This is a genomic window from Streptomyces ferrugineus, assembly GCF_015160855.1.
Lineage (GTDB): Bacteria > Actinomycetota > Actinomycetes > Streptomycetales > Streptomycetaceae > Streptomyces > Streptomyces ferrugineus.
The window spans coordinates 2,399,867-2,425,954 of record NZ_CP063373.1; the positions used below are offsets into that span (position 1 = coordinate 2,399,867).

21 protein-coding genes are annotated in these 26,088 nt (G+C 72.3%); 10 read left to right on the forward strand and 11 right to left on the reverse strand.

Annotated elements, in window-relative coordinates; translation table 11 throughout:
- Positions 1–75: 75 nt before the first annotated feature.
- From aceE to IM697_RS10960, 5 genes are all read right to left on the reverse strand, one after another.
- Positions 76–2,781 carry a pyruvate dehydrogenase (acetyl-transferring), homodimeric type gene (gene aceE, locus IM697_RS10940; protein WP_194047030.1) on the reverse strand — a complete coding sequence of 902 codons (2,706 nt, stop codon included), beginning with the start codon at positions 2,779–2,781 and terminating at the stop codon, positions 76–78.
- A gap of 284 nt (positions 2,782–3,065) precedes the next feature.
- Complete coding sequence (locus IM697_RS10945) at positions 3,066–3,689, reverse strand: GntR family transcriptional regulator (RefSeq protein WP_194047032.1); 624 nt, start codon at positions 3,687–3,689, stop codon at positions 3,066–3,068.
- Positions 3,690–3,998: 309 nt separating this feature from the next.
- Positions 3,999–5,807 carry a 2-oxoglutarate dehydrogenase, E2 component, dihydrolipoamide succinyltransferase gene (gene sucB / locus IM697_RS10950; protein ID WP_194047034.1) on the reverse strand — a complete coding sequence of 603 codons (1,809 nt, stop codon included), beginning with the start codon at positions 5,805–5,807 and terminating at the stop codon, positions 3,999–4,001.
- A gap of 59 nt (positions 5,808–5,866) precedes the next feature.
- A complete protein-coding gene (gene lpdA / locus IM697_RS10955) occupies positions 5,867–7,255 on the reverse strand; it encodes a dihydrolipoyl dehydrogenase (RefSeq protein ID WP_194047036.1) in 1,389 nt (462 codons plus the stop codon).
- A gap of 257 nt (positions 7,256–7,512) precedes the next feature.
- Positions 7,513–9,054, reverse strand: a complete 1,542-nt coding sequence (locus IM697_RS10960; protein ID WP_194047038.1) for a leucyl aminopeptidase — start codon at positions 9,052–9,054, stop codon at positions 7,513–7,515.
- A 332-nt stretch (positions 9,055–9,386) separates the two neighbouring features.
- On the opposite strand from IM697_RS10960, the gene IM697_RS10965 reads away from it, so the two are divergent.
- The 4 genes from IM697_RS10965 (at position 9,387) to IM697_RS10980 (ending at position 15,129) form a co-directional block, all read left to right on the forward strand.
- Positions 9,387–11,423, forward strand: coding sequence for a hypothetical protein (locus IM697_RS10965; protein ID WP_194047040.1), 2,037 nt, complete (start codon positions 9,387–9,389; stop codon positions 11,421–11,423).
- 117 nt (positions 11,424–11,540) lie between these two features.
- On the forward strand, positions 11,541–13,049 hold the full coding sequence (gene pelF / locus IM697_RS10970; RefSeq protein WP_228044621.1) for a GT4 family glycosyltransferase PelF: 1,509 nt from the start codon (positions 11,541–11,543) through the stop codon (positions 13,047–13,049).
- Entirely contained in the window at positions 13,046–14,473 is a 1,428-nt protein-coding gene (locus tag IM697_RS10975) for a hypothetical protein (RefSeq protein WP_194047041.1), read from the forward strand. Before pelF ends, IM697_RS10975 begins: the two co-directional genes overlap by 4 nt.
- On the forward strand, positions 14,470–15,129 hold the full coding sequence (locus IM697_RS10980) for a spherulation-specific family 4 protein (protein ID WP_194047043.1): 660 nt from the start codon (positions 14,470–14,472) through the stop codon (positions 15,127–15,129). The genes IM697_RS10975 and IM697_RS10980 overlap by 4 nt, the downstream gene beginning before the upstream one ends.
- On the opposite strand, the gene IM697_RS10985 is transcribed toward IM697_RS10980, so the two are convergent.
- Positions 15,118–15,909 (reverse strand): adenosylcobinamide-GDP ribazoletransferase, encoded by a 792-nt coding sequence (locus tag IM697_RS10985; RefSeq protein ID WP_194047045.1) that lies wholly within the window; start codon positions 15,907–15,909, stop codon positions 15,118–15,120. The genes IM697_RS10980 and IM697_RS10985 overlap by 12 nt on opposite strands.
- Before the next feature lie 67 nt (positions 15,910–15,976).
- Here IM697_RS10985 and IM697_RS10990 point away from each other — a divergent pair, with 67 nt between their 5' ends.
- A complete protein-coding gene (locus IM697_RS10990; RefSeq protein WP_194047047.1) occupies positions 15,977–16,741 on the forward strand; it encodes a hypothetical protein in 765 nt (254 codons plus the stop codon).
- A 261-nt stretch (positions 16,742–17,002) separates the two neighbouring features.
- On the opposite strand, the gene cobT is transcribed toward IM697_RS10990, so the two are convergent.
- On the reverse strand, positions 17,003–18,130 hold the full coding sequence (gene cobT, locus IM697_RS10995) for a nicotinate-nucleotide--dimethylbenzimidazole phosphoribosyltransferase (RefSeq protein ID WP_194047049.1): 1,128 nt from the start codon (positions 18,128–18,130) through the stop codon (positions 17,003–17,005).
- A 215-nt stretch (positions 18,131–18,345) separates the two neighbouring features.
- Here cobT and IM697_RS11000 point away from each other — a divergent pair, with 215 nt between their 5' ends.
- Positions 18,346–19,152: a class I SAM-dependent methyltransferase gene (locus IM697_RS11000; protein ID WP_194047051.1), complete on the forward strand. Its 807-nt coding sequence runs from the start codon at positions 18,346–18,348 to the stop codon at positions 19,150–19,152.
- A gap of 110 nt (positions 19,153–19,262) precedes the next feature.
- Here the strand turns inward: IM697_RS11000 and IM697_RS11005 are convergent, their stop codons facing one another.
- On the reverse strand, positions 19,263–20,465 hold the full coding sequence (locus IM697_RS11005) for a bifunctional adenosylcobinamide kinase/adenosylcobinamide-phosphate guanylyltransferase (protein WP_194047053.1): 1,203 nt from the start codon (positions 20,463–20,465) through the stop codon (positions 19,263–19,265).
- Positions 20,466–20,578: 113 nt separating this feature from the next.
- Between IM697_RS11005 and IM697_RS11010 the strand changes: the two genes are divergently transcribed.
- Positions 20,579–20,791 (forward strand): hypothetical protein, encoded by a 213-nt coding sequence (locus IM697_RS11010; protein WP_194047055.1) that lies wholly within the window; start codon positions 20,579–20,581, stop codon positions 20,789–20,791.
- Positions 20,792–20,831: 40 nt separating this feature from the next.
- Here IM697_RS11010 and IM697_RS11015 read toward each other — a convergent pair whose 3' ends face one another.
- The 3 genes from IM697_RS11015 to IM697_RS11025 form a co-directional block, all read right to left on the reverse strand.
- Positions 20,832–21,920 (reverse strand): S1C family serine protease, encoded by a 1,089-nt coding sequence (locus IM697_RS11015; protein ID WP_194047057.1) that lies wholly within the window; start codon positions 21,918–21,920, stop codon positions 20,832–20,834.
- A gap of 56 nt (positions 21,921–21,976) precedes the next feature.
- Positions 21,977–22,678, reverse strand: coding sequence for a class I SAM-dependent methyltransferase (locus IM697_RS11020; protein ID WP_194047060.1), 702 nt, complete (start codon positions 22,676–22,678; stop codon positions 21,977–21,979).
- A gap of 83 nt (positions 22,679–22,761) precedes the next feature.
- On the reverse strand, positions 22,762–23,400 hold the full coding sequence (locus IM697_RS11025) for a DUF3043 domain-containing protein (protein ID WP_194049671.1): 639 nt from the start codon (positions 23,398–23,400) through the stop codon (positions 22,762–22,764).
- 252 nt (positions 23,401–23,652) lie between these two features.
- Between IM697_RS11025 and IM697_RS11030 the strand changes: the two genes are divergently transcribed.
- The 3 genes from IM697_RS11030 (at position 23,653) to IM697_RS11040 (ending at position 26,048) form a co-directional block, all read left to right on the forward strand.
- Entirely contained in the window at positions 23,653–24,435 is a 783-nt protein-coding gene (locus IM697_RS11030; protein WP_265582742.1) for a PspA/IM30 family protein, read from the forward strand.
- 42 nt (positions 24,436–24,477) lie between these two features.
- The gene (pspAA, locus tag IM697_RS11035; RefSeq protein WP_194049672.1) at positions 24,478–24,756 is read left to right on the forward strand and encodes a PspA-associated protein PspAA; all 279 of its coding nucleotides are present in this window, start codon (positions 24,478–24,480) and stop codon (positions 24,754–24,756) included.
- 74 nt (positions 24,757–24,830) lie between these two features.
- Positions 24,831–26,048 (forward strand): sensor histidine kinase, encoded by a 1,218-nt coding sequence (locus tag IM697_RS11040; protein ID WP_194047064.1) that lies wholly within the window; start codon positions 24,831–24,833, stop codon positions 26,046–26,048.
- Positions 26,049–26,088 lie beyond the last annotated feature (40 nt).

A 26,088-nucleotide genomic window follows, 5' to 3' on the forward strand; every position in this document is an offset into this window, starting at 1 on the left:
GAGGACGGGAAGGGGCCGGCAGCGTCGCGCGCTGCCGGCCCCTTCCGGTTGCCGTTCCGGTCGGCGTCCGCGGCCTTACAGGCCGTACTTCTCCCGGGCCTCCTTGACCGCCGTCGCCTTGACCTCGCCCCGCTTCGCGAGCTGGGCCAGGGCCGCGACGACGATCGACTGGGCGTCGACGCCGAAGTGGCGGCGGGCCGCCTCGCGGGTGTCGGAGAGGCCGAAGCCGTCGGCGCCGAGGGAGGAGTAGTCCTGCTCGACCCACTGGGCGATCTGGTCGGGCACCTGGCGCATGTAGTCGGAGACCGCCAGCACCGGGCCCTCCGCGCCCTGCAGCGCCCGACGGACGTACGGGACCCGCTCTTCGCCGCGCAGCAGCGCAGCGTCCGCCTCCAGGGCGTCCCGGCGCAGCTCCGTCCAGGACGTCGCGGACCAGACGTCGGCCGCCACGCCCCACTCCTCGGCGAGCAGCTTCTGCGCCTGAAGCGCCCAGTGGATCGCGGTGCCGGAGCCGAGCAGCTGGATGCGCGGGGCGTTCGCCGCCGCCACGGTCACGCCCGCCGACTCCGCGGTGTTGAAGCGGTACAGGCCCTTGACGATGCCCTCTTCGATGCCGTCCACGGCCGGCTTGGCGGGCTGCGGCAGCGGCTCGTTGTAGACGGTGAGGTAGTAGAAGACGTTCGGGTCCTCACCCGGCGCCGCCTCGCCGTACATGCGGCGCAGACCGTCCTTGACGATCGCCGCGACCTCGTAGGCGAACGCCGGGTCGTACGTCAGCGCCGCCGGGTTCGTCGCCGCGATCACCGGCGAGTGACCGTCCGCGTGCTGCAGGCCCTCGCCCGTCAGCGTCGTACGGCCCGCCGTCGCGCCGACGAGGAAGCCGCGGCCGAGCTGGTCGCCGAGCTGCCACATCTGGTCGGCGGTGCGCTGCCAGCCGAACATCGAGTAGAAGATGTAGAACGGGATCATCGCCTCGCCGTGCGTCGCGTACGCGGTGGACGCGGCGATGAAGTCGGCCATCGAACCGGCCTCCGTGATCCCCTCGTTGAGGATCTGGCCGTTCTTGGCCTCCTTGTAGTACATCAGCTGGTCGCGGTCGACCGGCTCGTACGTCTGGCCCTTGGGGGAGTAGATCCCGAGCGACGGGAAGAGCGACTCCATGCCGAAGGTGCGCGCCTCGTCCGGCACGATCGGCACCCACCGCCTGCCCGTCTCCTTGTCGCGGACCAGGTCCTTGATCAGACGGACGAAGGCCATGGTGGTGGCCACGTTCTGGGAGCCCGAGCCCTTGTCGAAGGAGGCGAACGCCTTCTCGGCCGGGGCGGGCAGCGGCGCCAGGGCGTGCGTACGGCGGGCCGGGGCGGGACCGCCCAGCGCGGCCCGGCGCTCCTGGAGGTAGCGGACCTCGGCGGAGTCGGCGCCGGGGTGGCCGTAGGGGACCACGCCGTCGACGAAGGCGCTGTCCGCGATCGGCAGCTCCAGCAGGTCCCGCATCTTCTTGAACTCGTCCACCGTCAGCTTCTTCATCTGGTGGTTGGCGTTCTTCGACGCGAAGCCCTCGCCGAGCGTGAAGCCCTTGACCGTCTGGGCCAGGATGACCGTCGGCGCGCCCTTGTGGTCGAGCGCCGCCTTGTAGGCCGCGTACACCTTGCGGGCCTCGTGGCCACCGCGGGAGAGGTGGAAGCACTCCAGGATCTTGTCGTCGGACAGCAGCCTGGCCATCTCGACGAGCGCGGGGTCGGCGCCGAAGAAGTCCTGGCGGATGTAGGCGGCGTCGCGGGTCTGATACGTCTGCACCTGCGCGTCCGGTACCTCGCGCAGCCGGCGTACGAGCGCGCCCGTGGTGTCGAGCTGGAACAGCTCGTCCCAGGCCGTGCCCCACAGCGTCTTGACGACGTTCCAGCCGGCGCCGCGGAACTGGGCCTCCAGCTCCTGCACGATCTTGAAGTTGGCGCGAACCGGGCCGTCGAGGCGCTGCAGGTTGCAGTTGATGACGAAGGTCAGGTTGTCCAGGCCCTCGCGGGAGGCCAGGGCGAGGGCCGCCGTGGACTCCGGCTCGTCCATCTCGCCGTCGCCGAGGAACGCCCAGACGTGGGAGTTCGAGACGTCCTTGATGCCGCGCGCCGTCAGATAGCGGTTGAAGCGCGCCTGGTAGATCGCCGACAGCGGGCCGAGGCCCATGGAGACGGTGGGGAACTCCCACAGCCAGGGCAGCCGGCGCGGGTGCGGGTACGACGGCAGGCCGTTGCCGCCCGCCTCCTGGCGGAAGTTGTCGAGGTGCTGCTCGGTGAGGCGGCCGTCGAGGAAGGCGCGGGCGTAGATGCCGGGGGAGGCGTGGCCCTGGATGTAGAGCTGGTCGCCGGAGCCGTCGGCCTCCTTGCCACGGAAGAAGTGGTTGAAGCCGGTCTCGTACAGCCAGGCCGCGGAGGCGAAGGTGGCGATGTGGCCGCCGACGCCGTGTTTCGAGCCGCGGGTCACCATCGCGGCCGCGTTCCAGCGGTTCCACGCGGTGATACGGGACTCCATCGCCTCGTCACCGGGCACGGACGGCTCGGCGGCGGTCGGGATGGTGTTGACGTAGTCGGTCTCGAGAAGCTTGGGCAGCGCGACACCGGTGCCCTCCGCGCGCTCCAGCGTCCGGCGCATCAGGAACGCCGCACGGTGCGGGCCGGCAGCCTTGGCGACCGCGTCCAGCGAGGCCTGCCATTCGGCGGTCTCCTCGGGGTCGCGGTCCGGGAGCTGGTCGAGCTCGCTCGGCTGGATGGCGTTGGGGTCGGTCATGTCGCCGCCTTCCTCAGTCGAAGGGGGTTCCCTCATCGGTAAGGGTTCGGGGGTGCCCTTTGTCTTTGGCAGGACAGGGCGCAGACCTCGGTGCTGTGACACCTTGCGGCTACCGCCGCGTGGTCCGTCGGCGACAATAACTCCCTGATCGATGATCGATCAAAGGGTCCCAGGGCAAAACTTCTCGATTACGGGAAAGTCGGCATGCGGTGCCTTTGGAGATGGCACCGGGTGCCGCGTTTTCGAACGGTTTCCGCAGGTGAGCGCGTGGATGCTCGGCTGTGTCACGCCCGCGGCGCGCAGCCGAGGACGTGTGCCTTCACCAGTTCCGCGATCCTCGGGTCCCGCCTGCGGAACGCCTGGACCAGCTCCTCGTGCTCCTCCGCGTACGACTGCTGAACGGTCCCGAGCCAGCGGATGGACAGGGCCGTGAAGACCTCGATGCCCAGGCCCTCCCAGGTGTGCAGCAGCACGGAGTTGCCGGCGGCCCGCACCAGTTCGCGGTGGAAGGCGACCGTGTGCCGCACCTGGCCCGTGCCGTCGGCGTTGCGGTCGGCCTCGTAGAGGGCGCTGACGTGGGGTTCCAGGGCCGAGCAGTCCTCGGCGAGACGGTCGGCCGCGAGCTCGGCGGCGATGGCCTCCAGGCCGGCCCGGACCGGGTAGCTCTCCTCCAGGTCGGCGGCGGTCAGATTCCGCACCCGCACGCCCTTGTTGGGCGCGGACTCGATCAGGCGCAGCGACTCCAGCTCGCGCAGCGCCTCACGTACGGGTGTCTGGCTGACCTCCAGCTCCGTGGCGATCCGCCGCTCCACGATCCGCTCGCCCGGCTGCCAGCGACCGCTGATGATCCCCTCCAGGATGTGCTCGCGGATCTGTTCGCGCAGCGAGTGGATGACGGGGGCGGTCATGAGGGCTCCTTAGGGCGCGGCTGACGTTTAGACAATAAGGCCGGTGCGCTCCGTGGGGAGGGCGCGTGGGGGCGCTGTCGTGCAGGTGAGACGAGACTTACACGGGGTTTGGGTAGGGGCGGGCGCCTAATGCGGTGGGGTGATCTGTCGTTTGGCGAGTGCGGGCGGTGTGTGGCTGGTCGCGCCCACGCGGCGGAGCCGCATATCGATACAGCCCCGCGCCCCTGGGGGGTTGCCGGTGCCCCCGACCAAGAGCGACGCCCCGTCCGGAGAGGCTCCGGACGGGGCGTCGTACTGCTTGATCGGCGACTACAGGCCGAGCTCGACCTCGAACTCGCCCGCCTCCAGGATCGCCTTGACCGCCGTCAGGTAACGGGCCGCGTCGGCGCCGTCCACCAGGCGGTGGTCGTAGGAGAGGGTCAGGTACGTCATGTCGCGGACGCCGATGACCGTGCCCTCCGCCGTCTCGATCACGGCGGGACGCTTGACCGTCGCGCCGATGCCGAGGATGGCCACCTGGCCCGGCGGCACGATGATCGTGTCGAACAGCGCGCCGCGCGAACCGGTGTTGGAGATGGTGAAGGTCGCGCCGGACAGCTCGTCGGGCGTGATCTTGTTGGCGCGGACCTTGCCGGCCAGGTCGGCGGTGGCCTTGGCGATGCCGGCGATGTTCAGGCCGCCGGCACCCTTGATGACCGGGGTCATCAGGCCCTTCTCCGAGTCCACCGCGATACCGATGTTCTCGGTGTCGAAGTAGGTGATCGTGCCCTCGGCCTCGTTGATCTTGGCGTTGATGACCGGGTGGGCCTTCAGCGCCTGGGCCGCCGCCTTCACGAAGAACGGCATCGGGGAGAGCTTGACGCCCTCGCGCGCGGCGAAGGAGTCCTTGGCCTGGCCGCGGAGCTTCATCAGCCGGGTGACGTCGACCTCGACGACCGACGACAGCTGCGCCTGCTCGTGCAGCGCCTTGACCATGTTGTCGCCGATGACCTTGCGGATGCGCGGCATCTTGACGGTCTGGCCGCGGAGGGGGGAGACCTCCAGGGCCGGCGCCTTCTTCGCGGCGGCCGGAGCCGCGGCCGCGGCGGGAGCCGGAGCAGCGGCGGCGGCCTTCGCGGCCTCGGCGGCGGCGATGACGTCCTGCTTGCGGATCCGGCCGCCGACGCCGGTGCCCTTGACGGTGGCCAGGTCGACGCCGTTCTCGGCGGCGAGCTTGCGCACCAGCGGGGTGACGTAGGCACCCTCGTCGGTCGCCTGGGCGGCGGCCGGAGCGGCCGGAGCCGGGGTGACCGGGGCCGGGGCCGCGGGCGCGGGAGCCGGAGCGGCCGGAGCGGGAGCCGGGGTGGCGGGAGCGGCCGGAGCCGGAGCGGCAGCGGCGGGCGCGGCCGGGGCGGCGGGGGCCGGAGCCGGAGCGGCGGGCGCGGCCGGAGCCGGGGCAGCAGCGGCGGGAGCCGGAGCCGCCGGGGCCGGAGCGGCCGCCGGAGCGGCACCCGCGGCGCCGATGACGGCCAGCTTGGCGCCGACCTCGGCCGTCTCGTCCTCGCCGACCACGATCTCCAGCAGCGTGCCGGAGGTCGGGGCGGGGATCTCGGTGTCGACCTTGTCCGTCGACACCTCCAGCAGCGGCTCGTCGGCCTCGACACTGTCGCCGACCGACTTCAGCCAGCGGGTGACGGTGCCCTCGGTGACGGACTCGCCGAGCGCGGGCAGGACCACGTCCGTGCCCTCGGCGGCGCCACCGGCCGGAGCGGCGGGGGCGGCGGCCGGGGCGGGGGCGGCCGGAGCCTCGGCGGCCGGAGCCTCGGCGGCCGGAGCCGGGGTGGGCTCGGCAGCGGGGGCCGGGACCTCCTCGACGGCCGGCGCGGCGGCGGGCGCGCCCGTGCCGTCGTCGATGACGGCCAGCTCGGCACCGACCTCGACCGTCTCGTCCTCGGCGACCTTGATGGAGGCCAGGACGCCGGCGGCGGGGGAGGGGATCTCGGTGTCGACCTTGTCGGTGGAGACCTCGAGCAGCGGCTCGTCGGCCTCGACGCGCTCGCCCTCGGCCTTCAGCCAGCGGGTGACAGTGCCCTCGGTGACGCTCTCGCCGAGCGCCGGAAGGGTTACGGAAACCGCCATGGTTTCGGTTGCTCCTTACGAATTGCGGAAGTCTGAGTCGTCGCTTCTTCGACCGAGGGTCAGTCGTGCGAGTGGAGCGGCTTGCCCGCAAGGGCCAGGTGGGCCTCGCCGAGCGCCTCGTTCTGCGTCGGGTGGGCGTGGACGAGCTGGGCGACCTCGGCCGGCAGGGCCTCCCAGTTGTAGATCAGCTGGGCCTCTCCGACCTGCTCGCCCATGCGGTCGCCGACCATGTGGACGCCGACCACCGCGCCGTCCTTGACCTGGACGAGCTTGATCTCGCCCGCGGTGTTCAGGATCTTGCTCTTGCCGTTGCCCGCCAGGTTGTACTTCAGAGCGACGACCTTGTCCGCGCCGTAGATCTCCTTGGCCTTGGCCTCGGTGATGCCGACGGAGGCGACCTCCGGGTGGCAGTAGGTCACGCGGGGGACACCGTCGTAGTCGATCGGAACGGTCTTCAGACCGGCCAGACGCTCCGCCACCAGGATGCCCTCGGCGAAGCCGACGTGCGCGAGCTGGAGGGTCGGGACGAGGTCACCGACGGCGGAGATGGTCGGGACGTTGGTCCGCATGTACTCGTCGACGAGGACGTAGCCGCGGTCCATGGCGACGCCCTGCTCCTCGTAGCCGAGACCGGCGGAGACCGGGCCCCGGCCGACGGCGACCAGCAGGACCTCGGCCTCGAACTCCTTGCCGTCGGCGAGGGTGACCTTGACGCCGTCGGCGGTGTACTCGGCCTTCTGGAAGAAGGTGCCGAGGCTGAACTTGATGCCGCGCTTGCGGAAGGCGCGCTCGAGAAGCTTCGAGGAGTTCTCGTCCTCGACCGGGACGAGGTGCTTCAGGCCCTCGATGACGGTGACCTCGGAGCCGAAGGACTTCCAGGCGGAGGCGAACTCGACGCCGATGACGCCGCCGCCCAGGATGATCGCGGACTTCGGCACGCGGTCCAGGACGAGGGCGTGGTCCGAGGAGATGATGCGGTTGCCGTCGATCTCCAGGCCGGGCAGCGACTTCGGCACGGAGCCGGTCGCCAGCAGGACGTGGCGGCCCTGGACGCGCCGGCCGTTGACGTCGACGGAGGTCGGGGAGGACAGCCGGCCCTCGCCCTCGATGTACGTCACCTTGCGGGAGGCCACGAGGCCCTGGAGGCCCTTGTACAGGCCGGCGATCACGCCGTCCTTGTACTTGTGGACCCCGGCGATGTCGATGCCCTCGAAAGAGGCCTTCACACCGAACTGCTCGCTCTCGCGGGCCTGGTCGGCGATCTCGCCCGCGTGCAGCAGGGCCTTGGTGGGGATGCAGCCCCGGTGCAGGCAGGTGCCGCCGACCTTGTCCTTCTCGATCAGGGCGACGTCCAGGCCCAGCTGCGCCCCGCGCAGGGCCGCGGCGTAACCGCCACTACCACCGCCGAGGATCACTAGGTCGAAAACGGTGCTGGCGTCGTTCGCCACGTCACGTCCTCCATGCATGTGCGCCGTACGCCGGTCAGCGTTGACCGGTCGGCGGCTGGTGTCCGGCCGCTCTTTCTTCGGCCCTGTGGTGGGGGCCCTGTCCTGCCGAGCCCCATCTTCGCACTTGTCCACACCGAACGAGACGCCGGGCCGGTGTGTGAGACGCCCCACGTTCGGTTGAGCGCGCGTACAAGACGCGCATACAAGAGGGGGCTCCGCCCTACCCGCGCGCGGAGCCCCCTCGGTCGTCGACGACGTCAGCCCAGGTCGCCCGAAGCCGTCAGCTCGGCCAGCCGGACCAGCGTCCGCACGGCGGACCCCGTACCACCCTTCGGCGTGTACCCGAAGGGACCGCCCTCGTTGAACGCCGGCCCCGCGATGTCCAGGTGCGCCCAGGTGACCCCCTCGCCCACGAACTCCCGCAGGAAGAGACCGGCGACCAGCCCGCCGCCCATCCGCTCACCCATGTTGGCGATGTCGGCGGTCGGCGAGTCCATCCCCTTGCGCAGGTGCTCCGGCAGCGGCATCGGCCAGGACGGCTCCCCGACCTCCTCGGCCGCCTCCACGATCGCGGAGCGGAACGCGTCGTCGTTGGCCATCACGCCGAACGTGCGGTTGCCGAGCGCCAGCACCATCGCGCCGGTGAGCGTGGCCACGTCCACGATCGCGTCCGGCTTCTCCTGCGACGCCGCCCACAGCGCGTCGGCGAGCACCAGCCGGCCCTCGGCGTCCGTGTTGAGTACCTCCACGGTCTTGCCGCTGTACATGCGCAGCACGTCACCCGGGCGCACCGCGGACCCCGACGGCATGTTCTCGGCGAGCGCCAGCCAGCCGGTGACGTTCACCCGGAGCCCGAGGCGCGCGGCGGCGACGACGGCGGCGAACACGGCGGCCGCGCCGCTCATGTCGCACTTCATCGTCTCGTTGTGCCCGGCCGGCTTCAGCGAGATGCCGCCCGAGTCGTAGGTGATGCCCTTGCCGACCAGGGCGAGGTGCTTGTCCGCCTTGGAGTGGGTGTACGACAGCTTCACCAGCCGCGGGCCCGCCGCCGACCCGGAGCCGACGCCGAGGATGCCGCCGTAGCCGCCCTTGGTCAGCGCCTTCTCGTCGAGCACCTGCACCTTGATGCCGTGCTCCTTGGCGGCCGCCGCGGCGACCGCGGCGAACGACTCGGGGTTGAGGTCGTTGGGCGGGGTGTTGATCAGGTCGCGGGCGCGGTTGAGCTCCTCGGAGACGGCGGTGGCGCGCTCGATGGCGGCCTTGTGCTCCTTGTCGCGGGGCTTGGCGCCGAGCAGCGCGGCCTCGGCGAGGGGCGCCTTGCCGTTCTTCTTGCCCTGGGCGCCCTTGCCGGCGTCCTTGGCGTTCTCCTTGTAGGCGTCGAAGGCGTACGCCCCGAGCAGCACGCCCTCGGCGACGGCGCCGACGTCACCGGAGTCGCCCAGCGGCAGCGCGAACGCGGCCTTCTTGGAACCGGCGAGGGCGCGGGCGGCGACACCGGCGGCCTTGCGCAGGGCCTCGCCGTCGTACGCGGCGTCCTTCTCGGGCGCGGCACCCAGCCCCACCGCCACCACGAGCGGGGCCTTGAAGCCGGCTGGTGCGGGGAGCTTCGTCACCTCGCCCTCGGCACCCGAGGCACCGAGGGTCTCCAGGACGCCGGCGAGCCTGCCGTCGTACGCCTTGTCCACGGGCTCGGCGCCCGGTGCGACGACGGGGCCGTCGGCGCCCTTGGCGACACCGATCACGATCGCGTCGGCCCGCAGGCCGGGCGCCGCGGCGGTGCTGAGAGTGAGAGCAGTCACGGTGGTGAAATCTCGCTTCCGATGTGAAGTTGCGATGGCCGATTGGTGTGGGTCGACCGGGCCCGACGGCCGACCCTAGTTCCGTCCTGCGGGTGCGGTATCGGCGGGTGCGGTATCAGCGGGGCCTTCCCCGGTACGGCGAACACTCGGGATGAGCCTACGCTCGTGTGAGCGTTCGCTCATTCCTGCGGGCGTTCACCTGTCGGTGGCGTCGCGGCCATTTCTTGATCCCCGCGCCCGGTGAGCTGAGTCACACTCGTCTGGATCCGGTGAGCCGCCGGCTTGCCGCTTTGCATGATTTCCACGGGGATCTTCTGGGGGGAAGGCAATCAATGGCGCACACCGCGCACAGATGGAGAAATGCTGCCGCCGTGCTCACGGCCGCCGGCCTGCTGGCCCTGGGGCCGGCAGCACCCGGCGCCGCGGCCGCCGGGGAACCGCGCATCGATCTCAGGGTGCTGGTCGTGGACAACGGCGACAGCCCCGTGCGGGCCATCGCCGCCCAGCTCGAGAGCACCGGCATCCCGTACACCACCGTCGACCTGAACGACGCCGACCGCCCGACCATCACCGACACGTTCCTCAGCGACACGGTGAACGGCGTACCGCGCGCCAGGTTCCAGGGCGTCGTCCTGCCCAACGAGACCCCGTTCGGCGCGGGATCCGCCGAACAGACCGCGTTGGAGAGCTACGAACGGACCTACGGCATCCCGCAGGTCGACGCCTACACCTGGGCCCACCCCGGAGTCGGCCTCGACCACACCGGTGACGGCGGCTGGGCCGGCACCCTCGACGGGCGCGAGGCGTCCGTCACGACCGAGGGAAGGACGGGGTACTTCGGCTATCTCGACGGCGCCTTCACGTTCGAGGACAACGACCCGGCCGTACCGGAGAGTTACGGCTTCGTCGCCCGGCCCCGCACCGGCTTCACCAGCTATGTCGACATTCCCGTGCCCAGCGGCTCCGGGCGCGGCAGCCTGATCGGCGAGTACCGCCACGACGGCCGCCGCGAACTCGTGGTGACCTTCGCCTACAACGAACACCAGCAGCAGTTCCGGGTGCTGGCCCGCGGCATCGTCGAATGGCTCACCCAGGGCGTGCACCTGGGGCGGGCGCGCAACTACTTCGCCGTGCACGTCGACGACGTCTTCGCGCCCGACAGCCGCTGGGACACCGAACGCAACTGCACGCCCGGTGACTTCGACTGCGCGGGCGGCGACGGCGAGGGGACCACGCCGATCCGGATGACCGCGGCCGACGCGCAGTACGCGGCCCAGTGGCAGCGCGAGCGCGGGTTCACGCTGGACATGGTCTACAACGCCGGCTCCGGAGAGGAGTGGAAGGCCCAGCACGGCGGCACCGACGCCCTCACCGACCGGCTGCTCGCCGACAGGGCGCGGTACCGCTGGATCAACCACACCTACACGCACCCGTTCCTCGGCTGCGTCCAGGACACCTCCACCGTCCCCTGGAGCTGTGCCGAGAACGCCGACGGCTCGACGCGGTACATGAGCCGCGCGGACATCTCGGCAGAGATCAGGAACAACTACAACTGGGGCGTCGCCAAGGGCCTCCCGCTCGACCGCGCGGAACTCGTGACCGGCGAGCACTCCGGCCTGCGGACCCTGCCGCAGCAGCCCGACGACAACCCCCACCTCGCCGGCGCCCTCGCCGACAACGGCATCCGCTGGCTCGCCTCCGACAACTCCCGGGAACCCGAGCAGCGTTCGCTCGGCACCGGCACCCGCACCGTGCCCCGCCACCCGATGAACGTCTACTACAACGCGGGCACCGACGAGGAGATGGCCGACGAGTACAACTGGATCTACACCTCGGCAGCCGACGGCGGCAGCGGCGTCTGCACGACGAACCCCGCCGCGACCTGCCTGGACGAGCCGCTGGACACCGCCACCGGCTACCGCGAGCACATCGTCCCGCAGGAGGCCCGCACCGCCCTCGGGCATGTGATCGGCAACGACCCGCGCCCGCACTACGCCCACCAGTCCAACCTGGCCGAGGACCGCACGCTGTACCCGGTCCTGGACCGGGTGCTCGCCGACTACCAGGCGCTCTTCGCCGACAACACCCCGGTGCAGAACCTCGCGCAGAGCGCCATCGGCACCGAGCTCCAGCGCCGCGCCGCCTGGCGGACCGCGCTCGCGAACGGCTCCGTCACGGCGTACCGCATCGGCGACACCGTCACCGTCACCGCCCCGTCCGGGACACAGATCCCGGTGACGGCACCGGAGGGCACCACCAAGCAACGCCTCATCGGCACCACCGCGTTCGGTACGCCGTACGCGGGCAGGCGCTCGGCCTGGACCACGCCGGAGCCACTGCAGTCGGCAGTAACGCTGAAGCTGCCTTAGCCGGAGCGCCCCGTCAGGGGCGCGGGGAACTGCGCGACAAGCCACGACGAACCCGCCGTCGGGCACGATCGCGCGGTTCCCCCCACAGATTCCGCAAACAGGGGGAGCCGCGCAGCGATGCACGTCACCATGCTCACCGAAGGCACCTATCCGCACGTCCACGGCGGGGTCAGCACCTGGTGCGACCAGCTCGTCAAGGGCATGCCGGAGGTCGACTTCCACATCGTCTCGCTCACCGGGACCGGCCGCGAACCCGTCGCCTGGGAGCTGCCGCCGAACGTCTGCCGGCACACCTCCGTGCCGACCTGGGGCCCGCGTCCGGGGCGCAGGAGAGCGCCGTACGGCCGGGCCCGTCGCCGTTTCACCGACGCCTACGAGCGCTTCCTGCTCTCCTTCCTCGACCCCGCCGCCCGCCGCGACTTCGGCGACGCCCTGGACGAACTGGCCCGACTCGCCCGCGACGGACGCCTGTCGGCGGCCCTGCGCACGGAATCAGCGCTGCGGTCGCTGATGTGGATCTGGACGATGCCGCATCTGCCGACCGCGGCCGCCCGCCCCACCGTCCACGACGCCCTGACCGCCACCGACCTGCTGGAACACGCCCTGCGCCCGCTCGGTACCCGCGTCCCGGAGGACTCCGTCGCCCACGCCGTCAGCAGCGGCCTCGCCACCCTCCCGGCCCTCGCCGCCCGCCGGCTGGACGGCGTCCCCTTCCTCCTCACCGAGCACGGCATCTATCTCCGCGAGCGCTACCTCGGCTACCGCAGCGCCGCCCAGCGCTGGCCCGTGAAGGCGTTCATGCTCGGCTTCTACCGCGAGCTGAACTCCCACGGATACCGCACGGCCGACCTGATCACCCCGTGCAACCAGTACAACCGCCGCTGGGAGGAGCGCGGCGGCGCCGACCCCGACAAGATCCGTACCGTCTACAACGGCGTCGACCCGCACGCCTTCCCGCACGCCGGCCCCGAGCCCGACGTCCCCACCCTCACCTGGTGCGGCCGCGTCGACCCCATCAAGGACCTGGAGACCCTGCTGCGGGCCTACGCCATGGTCCGCGCCGAGCTCCCGGAGACCCGTCTGCGCCTGTTCGGCCCCGTCCCGCCCGGCGGCGAGGCCTACCGCACCAAGCTGGAGAAGCTCGCCGCGGAGCTGGGCGTGCGGGACGGCCTGACGTTCGAGGGCCGCGTCAGCGAGGTCTGGCGAGCTTACGCGGCCGGCCACATCGTCATGCTGTCCTCCATCTCCGAAGGCTTCCCGTTCTCCATCATCGAGGCCATGTCCTGCGGCCGTACGACCGTCTCGACGGACGTCGGGGGAGTGCGCGAGGCCGTCGGGGACACCGGCCTCGTCGTCCCGCCGCGCGAGCCGGAGAAGATGGCGGCCGCCGCGCTCACCCTCCTCCACGACGACGAACGGCGCCTGACACTGGGCGAGTCGGCCCGCCGGCGCGTGATCGACCGCTTCACCCTGCGCCGCTCCGTGGACCACTTCCGGACGATCTACCAGGAGCTCGCGGGCAGCTGCGAGGTCTACGAGCCCACCCTCGAAACGGTCGCCGACTGGACCCTCGAGCTGCGCGACCCCTGGTACGAGAAGGTCGCGACGGACGGAACCGGCTGGTGAGCGGAAGCATCTGGATGCCGCCCGGCGCCCGCCCCGACACCCTGCCCGTCATCCCACACCAGCGCACCCGGCCCAGCTGGGCGCGGCCCGACCCGGTCGACGAACTCGCCGCCCGCCTCGACGACTTCATAGCCGCCGCCGTCCACCCCGACGAGATCGCCGCGCTGCTGGAGTCCGACGGCCTGTCCGACGACCAGATACGCGAGCGCTACGGCGTCAGGAACTCCTTCGCCCTCGCCGAGGAGTTGTACGAGCGGGGCGAGCGCCGCTATCCCGAGCCGGACGGCCCGGTTCCCGACCCCTGGCAGGTCGGACTGCTGGGCTGCCTCCTGCGCGGCCTGGTCTTCGCGCTCCCGGGCCTCGGCTACGTCCTCGGCGCCCCCCTCCTCGCCGGCCCGAGAGACGACTTCGGCCTCCCGGCGGGCACGGTCCCGCTACTGGCCGGCGCCCTGTGCGGCTGGACCTGGAACCAGGGGCTCGCTCATCGGGCGTACTCCTGGCTGGGCCTGGGCGACCGCGCCGCCGCCCGCCGCTCGCTGCTGGCCGGCGCACCGGCGGGTGCACTGCTGGGCGCCCTGGTCGCGTTCGCCGTCACCGGCACGGCCGCCCCGACGGCACTCGCCTTCGCCGTCGGCCAGTCCTGCTACCTGGGCGCGGCGACGGTACTGCTGGTCATGGGCCGCGAGAGAGCTCTGCTGGCGGCCCTGCTGCCGATGGCGGCGGGCGCGGTGCTGGCGCTGGTCCATCCGGTGCCGGACGCGGCACGGCTCGTCCTCTTGCTGGTCTCGCTTGCCGCGGTCGCCTTTCTAGGCCTACGCGAGGTCGCGCCCCTCAAGGGGCGCGGGGAACTGCGCGACCAGCCCCCACGCACCCGCAGACAACCGACAACAACGGCCCCCCACCTCACCGCATCCCTCCCATACGCCCTGTTCGGCCTGGCCACCGGCACCCTCGTGCTCTACGCGGCCGTCGGAGACACCTCCGCCGCCGTCGCCCTGACCCTCAGCATGGGCCCCGCCGAATGGCTCCTGTACCGCTTCCGCAGCGGCAGCCTCGCGGGCCTGCGCTCCAGCAGCACACCGAGGGCGTTCCGGCGGGCGACGGCGTTCACGGTCGTCGAATGCCTCGCCGTCTACCTGGCGGCCCTCCTGGCCCTCACCCTCGCCACCGGCGTCACCGATGTACGCCTCGCCGATCTGCTCCTGCTCGGCGTCGTCCTGTGGACGGGCCTGCTGCTGCAGTCCTTCGGCGCGGTGCTCGGCGCGGCCGCGGTCTGCTCCGCCGCCGCCCTCGCCCAGACGATCGCCCTGGCCGCGCACCCGGGCAGCCCGCACTGGATCGGCCCGATCGTCCACGGCACCGCGGCGATCACCCAGGCCGCCCTGGTCTGCGCGCTGTTGGGGAGAGCGACGGCCCACCGATGAACGACCTGCTGATCCCCTACTACGAGCACCCGTCCGTCCGCCCCGCCGAATGGGAGGCGATCATCGCGGCGGCGCCCCGCCTCTACGGGGTCGTGCTGAACCCGGCCAGCGGCCCCGGTGACGCGCCCGACCCGGCGTTCGCCGAGGTCGCGGCCCGGCTGCGGGCGGCGGGCGTGCGGGTGCTCGGCTACGCCGACACCGACTACGGCCGCCGCCCGCACACCGCCGTCGTCCAGGACATCGCGCGGCACCGCGACTGGTACGGCGCGGACGGCGTCTTCCTCGACCAAGTCGCCGCGGGCCGTGCGGAGTTCCCGTACTACCGAGGGCTCGTGACGGCTGCCTGGGGCGCCGGCCGCGGCACGCTCGCCCTGAACCACGGCACCGCACCGCACCCGTCGTACGCCAGGATCGCCGACCTCCTGGTCACCTTCGAGGGCACCTGGGCCTCGTACACCCGGCTCGGCCCGCAGCCGTGGCGGGGCGGCGGCGGAGTACGGCTGTGCCACCTGGTGTACGGCGTCCCGGCCGGCGTCGACCCGGCGCGGGCGGCCCGCTCGCGGGGCGCCTCGGTGCACTGCGCGGTGCCGGGTGCGGGCGATCATCCGTGGGGCACGTTGCCGCACGCTCTGGCGTGCCGAGGGTCAGCCCAGTGACAGCACCACGAGCGCGGTCGTCGCCGCCGTCTCCGCGAGGCCGCCGAAGACATCGCCGGTGACACCGCCGAAGCGGCGTACGCAGTGCCGCAGGAGGAGTTCGGCGGCGCCGAGCGCGGCCAGGACCGCGAGGGCGGTGCGGGCGAGGTCGTCCGTCCCCAGCAGCGCGCCCGCCGCGGCGGCGACGCCGGTCACCGCCAGGGCGACGGCCACCGCGCCCGGTACCGGAACCACCCCGGCCACCGCGGCCCCCAGCCCCTCCGGGCGGGCCGCGGGCACGCCGGTGCGGGCGGCGAGGGTGAGCGCGAGGCGGGCGGCGGCGGCCGAGACGACGGTGGCGAGGGCACCCCGGGCCCATGAGCCGTCGTAGAGCTGTGCCAGCGCCGCGATCTGCGCGAGCAGCACGAGGACGAGCGCGATGACGCCGAACGGCCCGATGTCCGACTGCTTCATGATGCGCAGTGCGTCCTCGGCCGGCTTGCCGCTGCCGAGCCCGTCGGCGGTGTCGGCGAGCCCGTCGAGATGCAGCCCCCGGGTGAGCGCGGCGGGGACGGCGGCGGCCGCGACGGCGGCGAGGAGGGGGCCGGCGCCGAGGAGGAGCAGGACGAGGGCCACGGCGGCGGCCGCGCAGCCCAGCACCACCCCGACCAGCGGGGCGCACAGCATTCCGCCGCGCGCCGTCTCACGGTCCCAGCGGCTCACCTCGACGGGGAGCACGCTCAGGGTGCCGAAGGCGAAGCGGAGACCGGGCAGGCGCGGCGGGGGCGGGGGCGTGGTCACCCGCGCAGACTAGCCCGCAGGCCGTACCCGCCAGGCAGCCCACCCCTGCCACGGACACACTGGGAACATGGGTGACTGGTGGCAGCAGAACATCGTCGAACCGGGGAAGCTCCCCCTTCTCCTGGCCCTGACCGCCTTCGTGGTGACCTTCGTGGTCACCCGCCTCATCACCCGTCTGATCCGGGCCGGCAAAGGGCCCTTCCGCAACATCGAGACCGGCTCCGTGCACATCCACCACGTCGTCCCCGGAGTCGTCCTCACGATCATCGGAGGCTTCGGCGCGGTCGCCGGCGGCCAGCGTGGCTTCCCCGCGTCCGTGGCCGCTGTGATCTTCGGGATCGGCGCGGGCCTCGTCATGGACGAGTTCGCGCTGATCCTGCACCTCCACGACGTCTACTGGACCGAGGCCGGCCGCAAGAGCGTCGAGGTGGTGGTGCTCACCGCCGCCTTGGTCGGCCTGGTCCTCCTCGGCTTCGCGCCCTTCGGCGTCAACGACCTCAGCGACGACGAGCTGCAGGACCGCGGGTCGGTGATCACCACGGTCATCGGGAACTTCCTCCTCGCCCTGATCGCCCTGGCCAAGGGCAAGGCCCGGATCGCGATCTTCGGGGTCATCGTCCCCTTCATCGCCCTGTTCGGCGCCGTCCGCCTGGCCCGTCCGGACTCCCCGTGGGCGAAACGGCTCTACCGCCGCCGCCCGCGCGCCCGCGCCAAGGCCCAGTTGCGCGCCTACCACCACGACCGGCGCTGGGCGGGCCCCAGCCGCAGGTTTCAGGACTGGATCGGCGGCGCGCCCGACGCGGACCCGGCCCGGGCCCTGGAACGCCGCTGACGCACCGCCGCCACCGCGCACAGCACCAGCACCGCGGCGATCGCCGACGACGTGCGCGTCCGAGGCGGGCAGCCCGATCGGGGGGCGGGCCGAGCGTGACGCCCACGCGCGCGTACCTCGGCGATTCCGAACACGATCAGGATCTGCGCCGGCGCACAGGGGGTCCTCGGCGCGTACGGCCCCGACCGGCACGGGCCCAGCGGCCGAGGGTGTCAGCGATCACGAATGGTGATCATATGGGCCCATGCCCCGCTTCGCCCTCTAGTCGACCTCGGACGCCTCCGGCACCTCGGCCGCGCCCAGGACCTCCCCGTCCGCTGCCGCCTCCGCCGTCTCCGACTCCTTCGGCCTCTCCGGCAGCTCCGCCGCCAGCGCCGCCGCGGCCTGCACCGTCGGCAGGGCCAGCAGCCCACCGGCGCCCTCGCCGACCTTCACACCCTGGGCGAGCACCGGCTCCAGGGCCATCCGGTCCAGCGCCTTCGCCTGCCCCGGCTCCCCGCTGTCGTGCGCGGCCAGCCACCAGTCCGGCGCCCGGAACGCGATCCGCTGCCCCACCAGCGCACAGGCGGCCACCACGACGCCGTCCAGCACCACCGGCAGTTTGCGCACCGCGCACTGGAGCAGGAACCCGGTGATCGCCGCGAGATCGGCACCGCCCACCGTCGCGAGCAGCTGAAGCTGATCGCCGAGCACGGGCCGGGCCCGCCGCAGCGCGTCCCGGATCGCCGCGCACTTGCGCATCCACGCGAGGTCGTCGATGGCCAGGCCGCCGCGCCCGGTGACCACGGACGCGTCCGTCCCGCACAGCGCGGCGACCAGCACGCCCGCCGCCGTGGTCCCGCCGACGCTCACATCGCCGAGCACCACCAGATCCGTACCGGAGTCGGCCTCCTCGTCGGCCACCGCCACCCCGGCCCGGAACGCGGCCTCGGCCTCCGCCGGCGTCACCGCGTCCTCGATGTCGATACGGCCGCTGCCGCGCCGCACCCGATGCCGTACGACCGCCTCCGGCAGCGACTCCGGGTCGCAGTCCAGCGCCATGTCGACGACCCGCACCGCAACCCCGAGCCGCCGCGCCAGCACCGACACGGGCCGGCCGCCCTCGAGGATCTCCCGCACCAACTCCCCGGCGCTGCCCGCGGGCCGCGCCGACACCTCCAGCTCGGCGATGCCATGGTCACCGGCGAACAACACGACCCGCGGCTGCTCGATCGGCCGCACCGGCACGGCCGACTGCGCCGCCGCCAGCCACTCACCCAGTTCGTCGAGGCGGCCCAGCGCCCCGGGCGGCACGACCTGACGCTCACGGCGCGCCTCGGCGTCACGGCGCACCCCACCGTCGGGGCGCTCGATCAGGTCGGAGAAGTCGTCGAGATTAAGCGAGCTCATTCGCCGAACAGTACCGGCACCGGTCGAACAGAGCAGCGCCACATGGCCACCACGGGCTCCGCCACGTCAGCCCCCTCTCCGCGCGACGTCGTTGCACCCAAGATCGTCATCCCATATGTTCCGTTTCGCAATGGATTGTCGGGGCATGCTCGCACGGTCTCGCACCGCCCTTGCCGTACGCCCTGTCGTACTCCCCCCACGCCCGGGAGCCGCCCATGACCGCGACCGCACCCCCCGAACGCCCCCACACCGACTGCGCGTTCACCCCCGCCGGGTGCCGGGAGCACACCTACGTCCCCCGCCATCTGGGGCTCACCCGGCGCGGCCCACGCCGGCTGAGAGCCGCCGCCCGTATGGCGCTCGCCTTCCCCGAGCCGGAGAGCTGGCTGGACGTGGGCACGGGATACGCCCGCTTCCCGGAGTCGGCGAAGGAGGTCTTCCCGTACACGTCGTTCGACGGCGTGGACCCGACCTACCGCGTCCTGCACGCGCGCGTGGCCGAGCGGGTGGAGGAGGCCCACGTCGGCCGCCTCACCGACGCCCGCATCACGGCCCGTCTGCGCGCCCGCTACGACGTCGTCAGCATGTTCCGCCACCTGGAACACGCCCGCGACCCCCGAGAGGAACTCCGCGCCGCCCTCACGGCCCTGCGCCCCGGCGGCCACCTCGTCCTCGAACTCCCCAACCCGCAGTGCCTGTTCGCCGCCCTGCTGGGCAGACTCTGGGTCCCGCACAGCCCTCCGGGCCACCTCCACCTGCTGCCCATGGACACCCTGTGCGAGGAACTCCGCTCCCAGGGCTGCACGATCGTCGCGACGGGTTACCGCACCGCGCACATCCCCTACGACCTCGCGGCCGCGACGTCATTGGTCCTGTCACACGTGCTGCCGTCGCTGCTGTCGAGCCTGGGCGCGCCCTTGGTGGCGATCGCCTGGACCATCGACCACCTGTTGGCCCCGTTCCTACGCCACACGCGCTTCTCGAACGCGTACCGAATCATCGCCCGCAAGGACCCAACCTGAGCTGAAGCGCCCCTCAAGGGGCGCGGGGCTGCATCGATTTGCGGCTCCGCCGCGTGGGCGCGACAAGCCACGACGAACCCGCGGACGCATACCAACAAGCCGTGGCACCCTCATCCGCGAAGCACCACCGCCTGCCCCGCAACCACCAGAACCACCTGCTCGCACTCACCCGCAAACGCAGCATTGAGCCGCCCGAGCTCATCCCGATACCGCCGCCCGGACGCCGTGGCCGGCACAATCCCCGACCCCACCTCATTCGACACGGCGACGACAGTCCGCCGTGTCGCCCGCACCGCCGACGTCAACTCCCGCACCCGCTCCCGAAGCGCCCGCTCCCCACCATCCGCCCACACCGCGTCGTCCCAGGCCCCGACGGAGTCCATCGCGTCCGTCAGCCACAGGGACAGACAGTCGATCAGCACCGGCGCCCCACCCTCGGAGAGCACCGGCACCAGGTCGCAGGTCTCGGCCGTACGCCACGACCCCGGCCGCCGCTCCCGGTGCGCGGCCACCCGCGTCGCCCACTCGGTGTCCCCGCCGCGCGTGCCCCCGGTCGCCACGTACAGCACGTCCGGGAACGCCTCCAGCCGCCGCTCCGCCTCCACCGACTTCCCCGACCGGGCACCGCCCAGCACCAGGGTCCGCCGCGGCACGTCCGGCACGTCCTCGTACGCCCCCACCACCAGCGTCGTCCCGTCCGGCACCGCCCGCGCCCCGGCCGCGGCCAGCCGCCGCCGCAACTCGGCGCCCGGCGGAGCGTCATGGTCCAGATGTACGGCGACGACATCCGTCGTCGGCCCGACGGCCCCCACCGCCCGCAGCTTGGCCAGCGCGTCCGGCCGCGCCACGACGTCGGCGACCACCATGTCGTACATCCCGACGGCGCTCTCCTCCAGCCCGGCCGGCGCACCGCCCGGCGGCAGATACAGCAGCCGCTGCCCGTCCGGCCCGGTCACCGCGTACCCCGTGCCCGGCGCGTCCATCGCCACCGCCCGCACCCGATGCCCGGTCAGCAGCGCCAACTCCCGCCCGTCCGGCACCCGCCCGGGCTGCGGCACCCCCGCCGGCACCTCGACGGCGGGCCCGCCCTGCGGATGCGACAGCAGCACCTGCCGTACGTTCCCCAGCGAACGCCCCGCCCTGGCCGCCGCGAACGCCGCCCCCGGTGTCAGATCGAGCAGCAGCGCCCCGTCGACGAGCAGCGCGGTGGCGGTCCGCGCGTCGTCGCCGAGCGCGCTCGCACACGCGGCGCAGGGACAGTCGGGGCGGGGGAGTCCCGCGGGGGCACCGGTGCCGAGGAGAGTGAGTTCCACGGGACCGATTTTCGCGCCCCGGCGCAGGTCTCGCGCATCCGACTAGGCTCAGAAGCGGAGCCGGACCATGATCCGGCTCTCACTGTGCAGGTGCTGAGACCTTGGAGGCGTACATGGCGGCATGGACGTGGCGGTTCGAGAAGGCCGACGGGGCGGAGGTCCAGCCCGCGGTGCAGCCCGAGGAGTTCACCACCCAGGGGGACGCCGAGTCCTGGATCGGGGAGCACTGGAAGGCGCTGCTCGAGGGTGGTGTGGAGCAGGTGCGGCTGTTCGAGGACGCCACCGAGATCTACGGGCCGATGAGCCTGAGCGCCGCGGACGCGTGAGCACCCGGGGCGAGGGTCCCACGGCCCTCGCCCGCTCCCGTCACTGCTCACCCAGCGTCACATCGACCGTCTTCTCACTGCCGTTGCGCGTGTAGGTCACCGTCGTCTCGTCACCCGGCTTGTCCCCGGCCAGCGCCTCGGACAGCGAGGTGATGGTGGTGATGTCGGTGTCCCCCAGCCGGGTGATGATGTCCCCGCGTTCCAGACCGGCCTTGTCGGCCGCGCCGCCCTCCTGCACGGAGACGACGGCCACCCCCGCGGCCCGGTACTCGTCGTTCACGACGGTACGGCCGGTGATGCCGAGGGCCGCCCGCCCCGAGTCGACGACCCTGCCGTTCTCGATGATCTGGTCGGCGATCGTCTTCACCGTCGACGCCGGGATCGCGAACCCGATGCCGGGCGCCGCGCTGCCCCCGAGGTCGGGGTCGGTGGCGGCGAGGGTCGGCACGCCGATGACCTCGCTGTCGAGGTTGACCAGGGCGCCACCGCTGTTGCCGGGGTTGATGGCCGCCGACGTCTGCACCATGTTGGCGATCGTCGCGCCCGTACCGCCGCCGTCGTCCTCACCGCCCTCGGTGACGGTCCGCCCGGTCGCCGAGACGATGCCCTGCGTCACGCTGGACGACAGCCCCAGCGGCGAGCCCATGGCCAGCACGATCTGACCGACCTGGACCTTCGACGCGTCCCCGAACTTCGCCGCCTTCAGCCCGCTCGGCGGTCTGTCCAGCTTGATCACGGCGAGGTCCTGCTGCGGATACGAGGACACGAGGTCGGCGGTGAGTTCGTCCTCGCTGTTGGCGGTCGTCACACGGAAGGTCTTCTCGTCGCCCACGACATGCGCGTTGGTGACGACGTGCCCCTGGTCGTCGTAGACCACGCCCGACCCCAGATCGCGCCGGCCCTGGATCTGCACGACCGACGGCAGCACGTCCTTGATCACCTCCAGATAGCCGTCCTGGAGGTCGTCGACCGCCCGGACCGCCTTCGGCACGGCCGCCTGTGTCGTCGAGTCCTCCTTCTCACGCGTGGCCGGCGAGGACGAACACGCGGAGAGCGGGAGACCGAGGCAGCAGACGAGGGCGGCGATCGCGGCGGCCGAACGCCGGGCACGGAAACGGCGAGCATCCATGCCCCGAGTCTCACCGCGGGACGAGGGCCCGGCGCGTGCTGCTCACCCGAACGGGATCAGCCGCGCACTCCGCACAGATGCAGCAGCGCCGCCACGCTGCGGTACGGGTCCGTCTTCCCGGCCCGCTCCTCGACCGCCAGCAGCGCCTCGACGTCCGCCGGGATCTCGGCGTCGTCGGCCGCCGTGTCGCTGAACACCCGCACCCCGTACCAGGCGTGCAGCGGCGCCCCGATCCCCGCGAGGGTCGAGGTCAGATCGGACAGCCGGTCGGCCCGTACGTCCAGCCCCAGCCGGTTCCGGTAAGCGGTGGTGTCGAAGGCGGACAGCGCCCCGGCCCAGTCCCCGCCCAGTCCCGGCCGCATGGCCAGCGCGTCGCCGTTGCGCACGAGCAGCGACAGCAGCCCGCCCGGGGCGAGCATCCGGGCCAGCCCGGCCAGCAGCGGATCGGGCTCCTCGATGTACATCAGCACGCCGTGGCACAGCACGACGTCGAAGCTGCCCGGCAGAAAGTGCACACCGGTGTCGCGCCCGTCGCTCTGGACGAGCCGCACCCGCTCACGGATCCCCTCCGGCTCGTCGGCCAGCTCCGCACGGGCGGCCGCGATCATCTTCGGGTCCTGCTCGACACCGGTCACCTGATGACCGGCCCGGGCCAGCCGCAGCGCCTGGGTGCCCTGGCCCATGCCCACGTCGAGCACCCGCAGCCGCTGTCCCACCGGGAACCGCCCGGCTATCTGCTCGTCGAGCTGCCGGGCCACCAGCTCCTGTCGTACGACATCGCGCAGCCCGCCAAGACCGCTCAGCCAGGCATCGGCCGCACCCCCGGAGAAAGCCGCAGCGCTCAGGGCCGCTCTCCACGCTTGACCTGCGGCTTCGGCAGCCGGAGCCGACGCATCTGGAGCGAGCGCATCAGCGCGTAGGCCACGGCGCCGCGCCGGTTGTCGTCGGGGAAGCGCTCGGCGAGCCGCTTCTTGATCCGGAAGCCGGTGAGGACCGAGTCCAGCACGATCATCACGATCACGACCAGCCACAGCAGCAGCGCGATGTTCTGCAGCGCCGCCACCCGCACCATGCTCAGCACGAGAATGATCACGGCCATCGGCAGGAAGAACTCGGCGATGTTGAAGCGCGAGTCGATGAAGTCACGCGCGAACTTGCGGACCGGACCCTTGTCACGGGCCGGCAGATACCGCTCGTCGCCCCCGGCCAGCGCCTGGCGCTGCTTCTCCAGGGCGGCCCGGCGGTCCGCGCGCTGGCGCTTGGCGGCGTCCTTGCGCGTCATCGACGTGTTGGCCACGCTGCGACGCTGCGACTGGGCCGCACTGCGCTTGGGCGTGGGGCGGCCCTTCGGGGCCTCGGGGTGACGGGTCTCGTTGGAGTCGGTCACCGGCGCCTTGTCGGCGGCCTGGGCCTTCTCATCCTTCGCACGGCTACGGAACACAAAACCCAAGGGTACGGGGTGCCCGGGGTTGGACCCCAGCCCCGTGGGGAACGATCCGGCAACACCAGTCGTCGTAGGGGGACAGAGGGGACGTTGCGGACCGACCCGGGGGTCACCTACTCCTTACGCCGGAGCGGGATCGTACGCAGTCGTCCTTGGGGATGAGCGCATCCGTCCCCGAACAGTGCGTCAATGGATGCAGGGCCCGTACTGTGGGTTCTGTCGCAGGAGCTGGAGCTGGAGTCCGTCAGAAGGGGGCGCGCGAAGCCCATGAGCGGTGTCATGAAGCGTATGGGGATGATCTTCCGCGCGAAGGCGAACAAGGCCCTTGACCGGGCCGAGGACCCGCGCGAAACCCTCGATTACTCGTACCAGAAACAGCTGGAGCTGCTCCAGAAGGTTCGCCGCGGCGTGGCCGACGTGGCCACGTCCCGCAAGCGCCTGGAGCTCCAGCTCAACCAGCTGCAGCAGCAGTCGGGCAAGCTGGAGGACCAGGGCCGCAAGGCGCTCGCGCTGGGCCGTGAGGACCTGGCCCGCGAGGCGCTGTCGCGTCGCGCCGCCCTCCAGCAGCAGGTGACCGACCTGGAGACCCAGCACGCCACGCTGCAGGGTGAGGAGGAGAAGCTCACCCTCGCGGCCCAGCGCCTCCAGGCCAAGGTCGACGCCTTCCGCACCAAGAAGGAGACGATCAAGGCCACGTACACCGCGGCCCAGGCGCAGACCCGGATCGGCGAGGCCTTCTCCGGTATCTCGGAGGAGATGGGCGACGTCGGCCTGGCGATCCAGCGTGCCGAGGACAAGACGGCCCAGCTCCAGGCGAGGGCCGGAGCCATCGACGAACTGCTCGCCTCGGGTGCCCTGGACGACCAGTCCGGCATGCACAAGGACGACATCCAGGCCGAGCTGGACCGGCTCTCCGGTGGTACGGATGTAGAGCTGGAGCTGCAGCGCATGAAGGCGGAGCTGGCGGGCGGCCCGTCGGCCGGCCAGCAGGCCATCGAGGGCGGCACGGATCAGTCGTCGCAGCAGGACCGGCAGCAGCCGCAGGACACCCCGCGCTTCGACAAGCAGTAGCCGACGGCCGGGGCCCACGCCGAGGAGGGCGAGATGGGCGACATGATCGTCCGGGTCATGGGCGAGGGGCAGGTGAAGCTGTCCGACAGCCACCTGCCCGAGCTGAACAAGCTCGACGACGAGCTCCTGATGGAGATGGAGAACGGCGACGGCCCCGGCTTCCGTCGCACCCTCACCGCGCTCCTCTCCAAGGTCCACGAACTGGGCGAGCGTCTGCCCGACGACTCCCTCGAACCGTCCGAGCTGATCCTGCCGTCGCCGGACGCGACGCTGGAGGAGGTCCGGGAGCTGCTGAGCGACGACGGATTGATCCCGGGGTGAGACGGGCTCCGCGCGAGGAACCTCCGGGCAGCCCCCCTGCCGCGCCCCGCGGGCACGCCGTACCGTAATCAGACGTGAACACCCTCGAACGGGCCCGGCGTCATCTCAAGGCGCACCCCATGGCGCTGGACGCCGCCCTGGCAGTGGGCGTACTGGCCTGCATGGTGGCCGGCTCGTTCGTGGACCCGCACGGCAAGAACGGCGTCACCTGGGCCCTGCGCACCCCGGACGCCCTCAGCCTTGTCCTGATCACCCTCGGCTCCGCGGCCCTGGTCTTCCGCCGCCGCGCCCCCATGACGGTCCTCGCCCTCACCGGCACCGCCTCCGTCGTGGAGTCCGTCACCGGCGACCCCCGCGCGCCCGTCGCCATGTCCGCGGTCATCGCCCTCTACACCGTCGCCTCCACCACCGACCGCCCCACCACCTGGCGCGTCGGCCTGCTCACCATCACCGTCCTGACCGGCTCGGCGATGCTCGTGGGCCCGCTGCCCTGGTACGCCCAGGAGAACCTCGCCATCTTCGCCTGGACCGGTATCGGCGCCACCGCCGGCGACGCCGTCCGCAGCCGCCGCGCCGTCGTCGCCACCATCCGCGAGCGCGCCGAACGGGCCGAGCGCACCCGCGAGGAGGAGGCCCGCCGCCGCGTCGCCGAGGAGCGCCTCCGCATCGCCCGCGACCTGCATGACGTCGTCGCCCACCACATCGCCCTGGTCAATGTGCAGGCCGGCGTCGCCGCCCATGTCATGGACAAGCGGCCCGACCAGGCCAAGGAGGCCCTCGCCCACGTACGCGAGGCCAGTCGCTCCGCGCTCAACGAGCTCCGCGCCACCGTCGGCCTGCTCCGCCAGTCCGGCGACCCCGAGGCCCCCACCGAACCCGCCCCCGGCCTCGACCGCCTCGACGAACTCGCCGGCACCTTCCGCAGCGCCGGCCTCCAGGTCGAGGTCGCCCGCGCCGACCAGGGCACCACCTTGCCCGCCGCCGTCGACCTGGCCGCCTACCGGGTGATCCAGGAAGCCCTCACGAATGTGCAGAAGCACGCCGGCCAGGACGCCAAGGCCGAGGTCAGCGTCGTCCGCGTGGGCCCCAACATCGAGATCACGGTCCTCGACGACGGCGCCGGCGACGACGAACTGCCCGAGGGCGGCGGCCACGGCCTGCTCGGCATGCGCGAGCGCGTGACCGCCCTGCGCGGCACCCTCACCACCGGCCCCCGCTACGGAGGCGGCTTCCGCGTCCATGCGATCCTGCCGGTCAAGAGCCGTACCCGCGCCGCGGAGGACGCCGGATGACAGCCGACGACGCGTTACGCCCCGTGACAGACGAGGACCC

Bases quoted from the DNA above. Each gene is read 5' to 3' on its own strand.
- aceE (WP_194047030.1), bottom strand. From the start codon at position 2,781: ATGACCGACCCCAACGCCATCCAGCCGAGCGAGCTCGACCAGCTCCCG.
- IM697_RS10945 (WP_194047032.1), bottom strand. From the start codon at position 3,689: ATGACCGCCCCCGTCATCCACTCGCTGCGCGAACAGATCCGCGAGCAC.
- sucB (WP_194047034.1), bottom strand. From the start codon at position 5,807: ATGGCGGTTTCCGTAACCCTTCCGGCGCTCGGCGAGAGCGTCACCGAG.
- IM697_RS10965 (WP_194047040.1), top strand. From the start codon at position 9,387: ATGGCGCACACCGCGCACAGATGGAGAAATGCTGCCGCCGTGCTCACG.
- pelF (WP_228044621.1), top strand. From the start codon at position 11,541: ATGCACGTCACCATGCTCACCGAAGGCACCTATCCGCACGTCCACGGC.
- IM697_RS10980 (WP_194047043.1), top strand. From the start codon at position 14,470: ATGAACGACCTGCTGATCCCCTACTACGAGCACCCGTCCGTCCGCCCC.
- IM697_RS10990 (WP_194047047.1), top strand. From the start codon at position 15,977: ATGGGTGACTGGTGGCAGCAGAACATCGTCGAACCGGGGAAGCTCCCC.
- cobT (WP_194047049.1), bottom strand. From the start codon at position 18,130: ATGAGCTCGCTTAATCTCGACGACTTCTCCGACCTGATCGAGCGCCCC.
- IM697_RS11000 (WP_194047051.1), top strand. From the start codon at position 18,346: ATGACCGCGACCGCACCCCCCGAACGCCCCCACACCGACTGCGCGTTC.
- IM697_RS11010 (WP_194047055.1), top strand. From the start codon at position 20,579: ATGGCGGCATGGACGTGGCGGTTCGAGAAGGCCGACGGGGCGGAGGTC.
- IM697_RS11015 (WP_194047057.1), bottom strand. From the start codon at position 21,920: ATGGATGCTCGCCGTTTCCGTGCCCGGCGTTCGGCCGCCGCGATCGCC.
- IM697_RS11030 (WP_265582742.1), top strand. From the start codon at position 23,653: ATGGGGATGATCTTCCGCGCGAAGGCGAACAAGGCCCTTGACCGGGCC.
- pspAA (WP_194049672.1), top strand. From the start codon at position 24,478: ATGATCGTCCGGGTCATGGGCGAGGGGCAGGTGAAGCTGTCCGACAGC.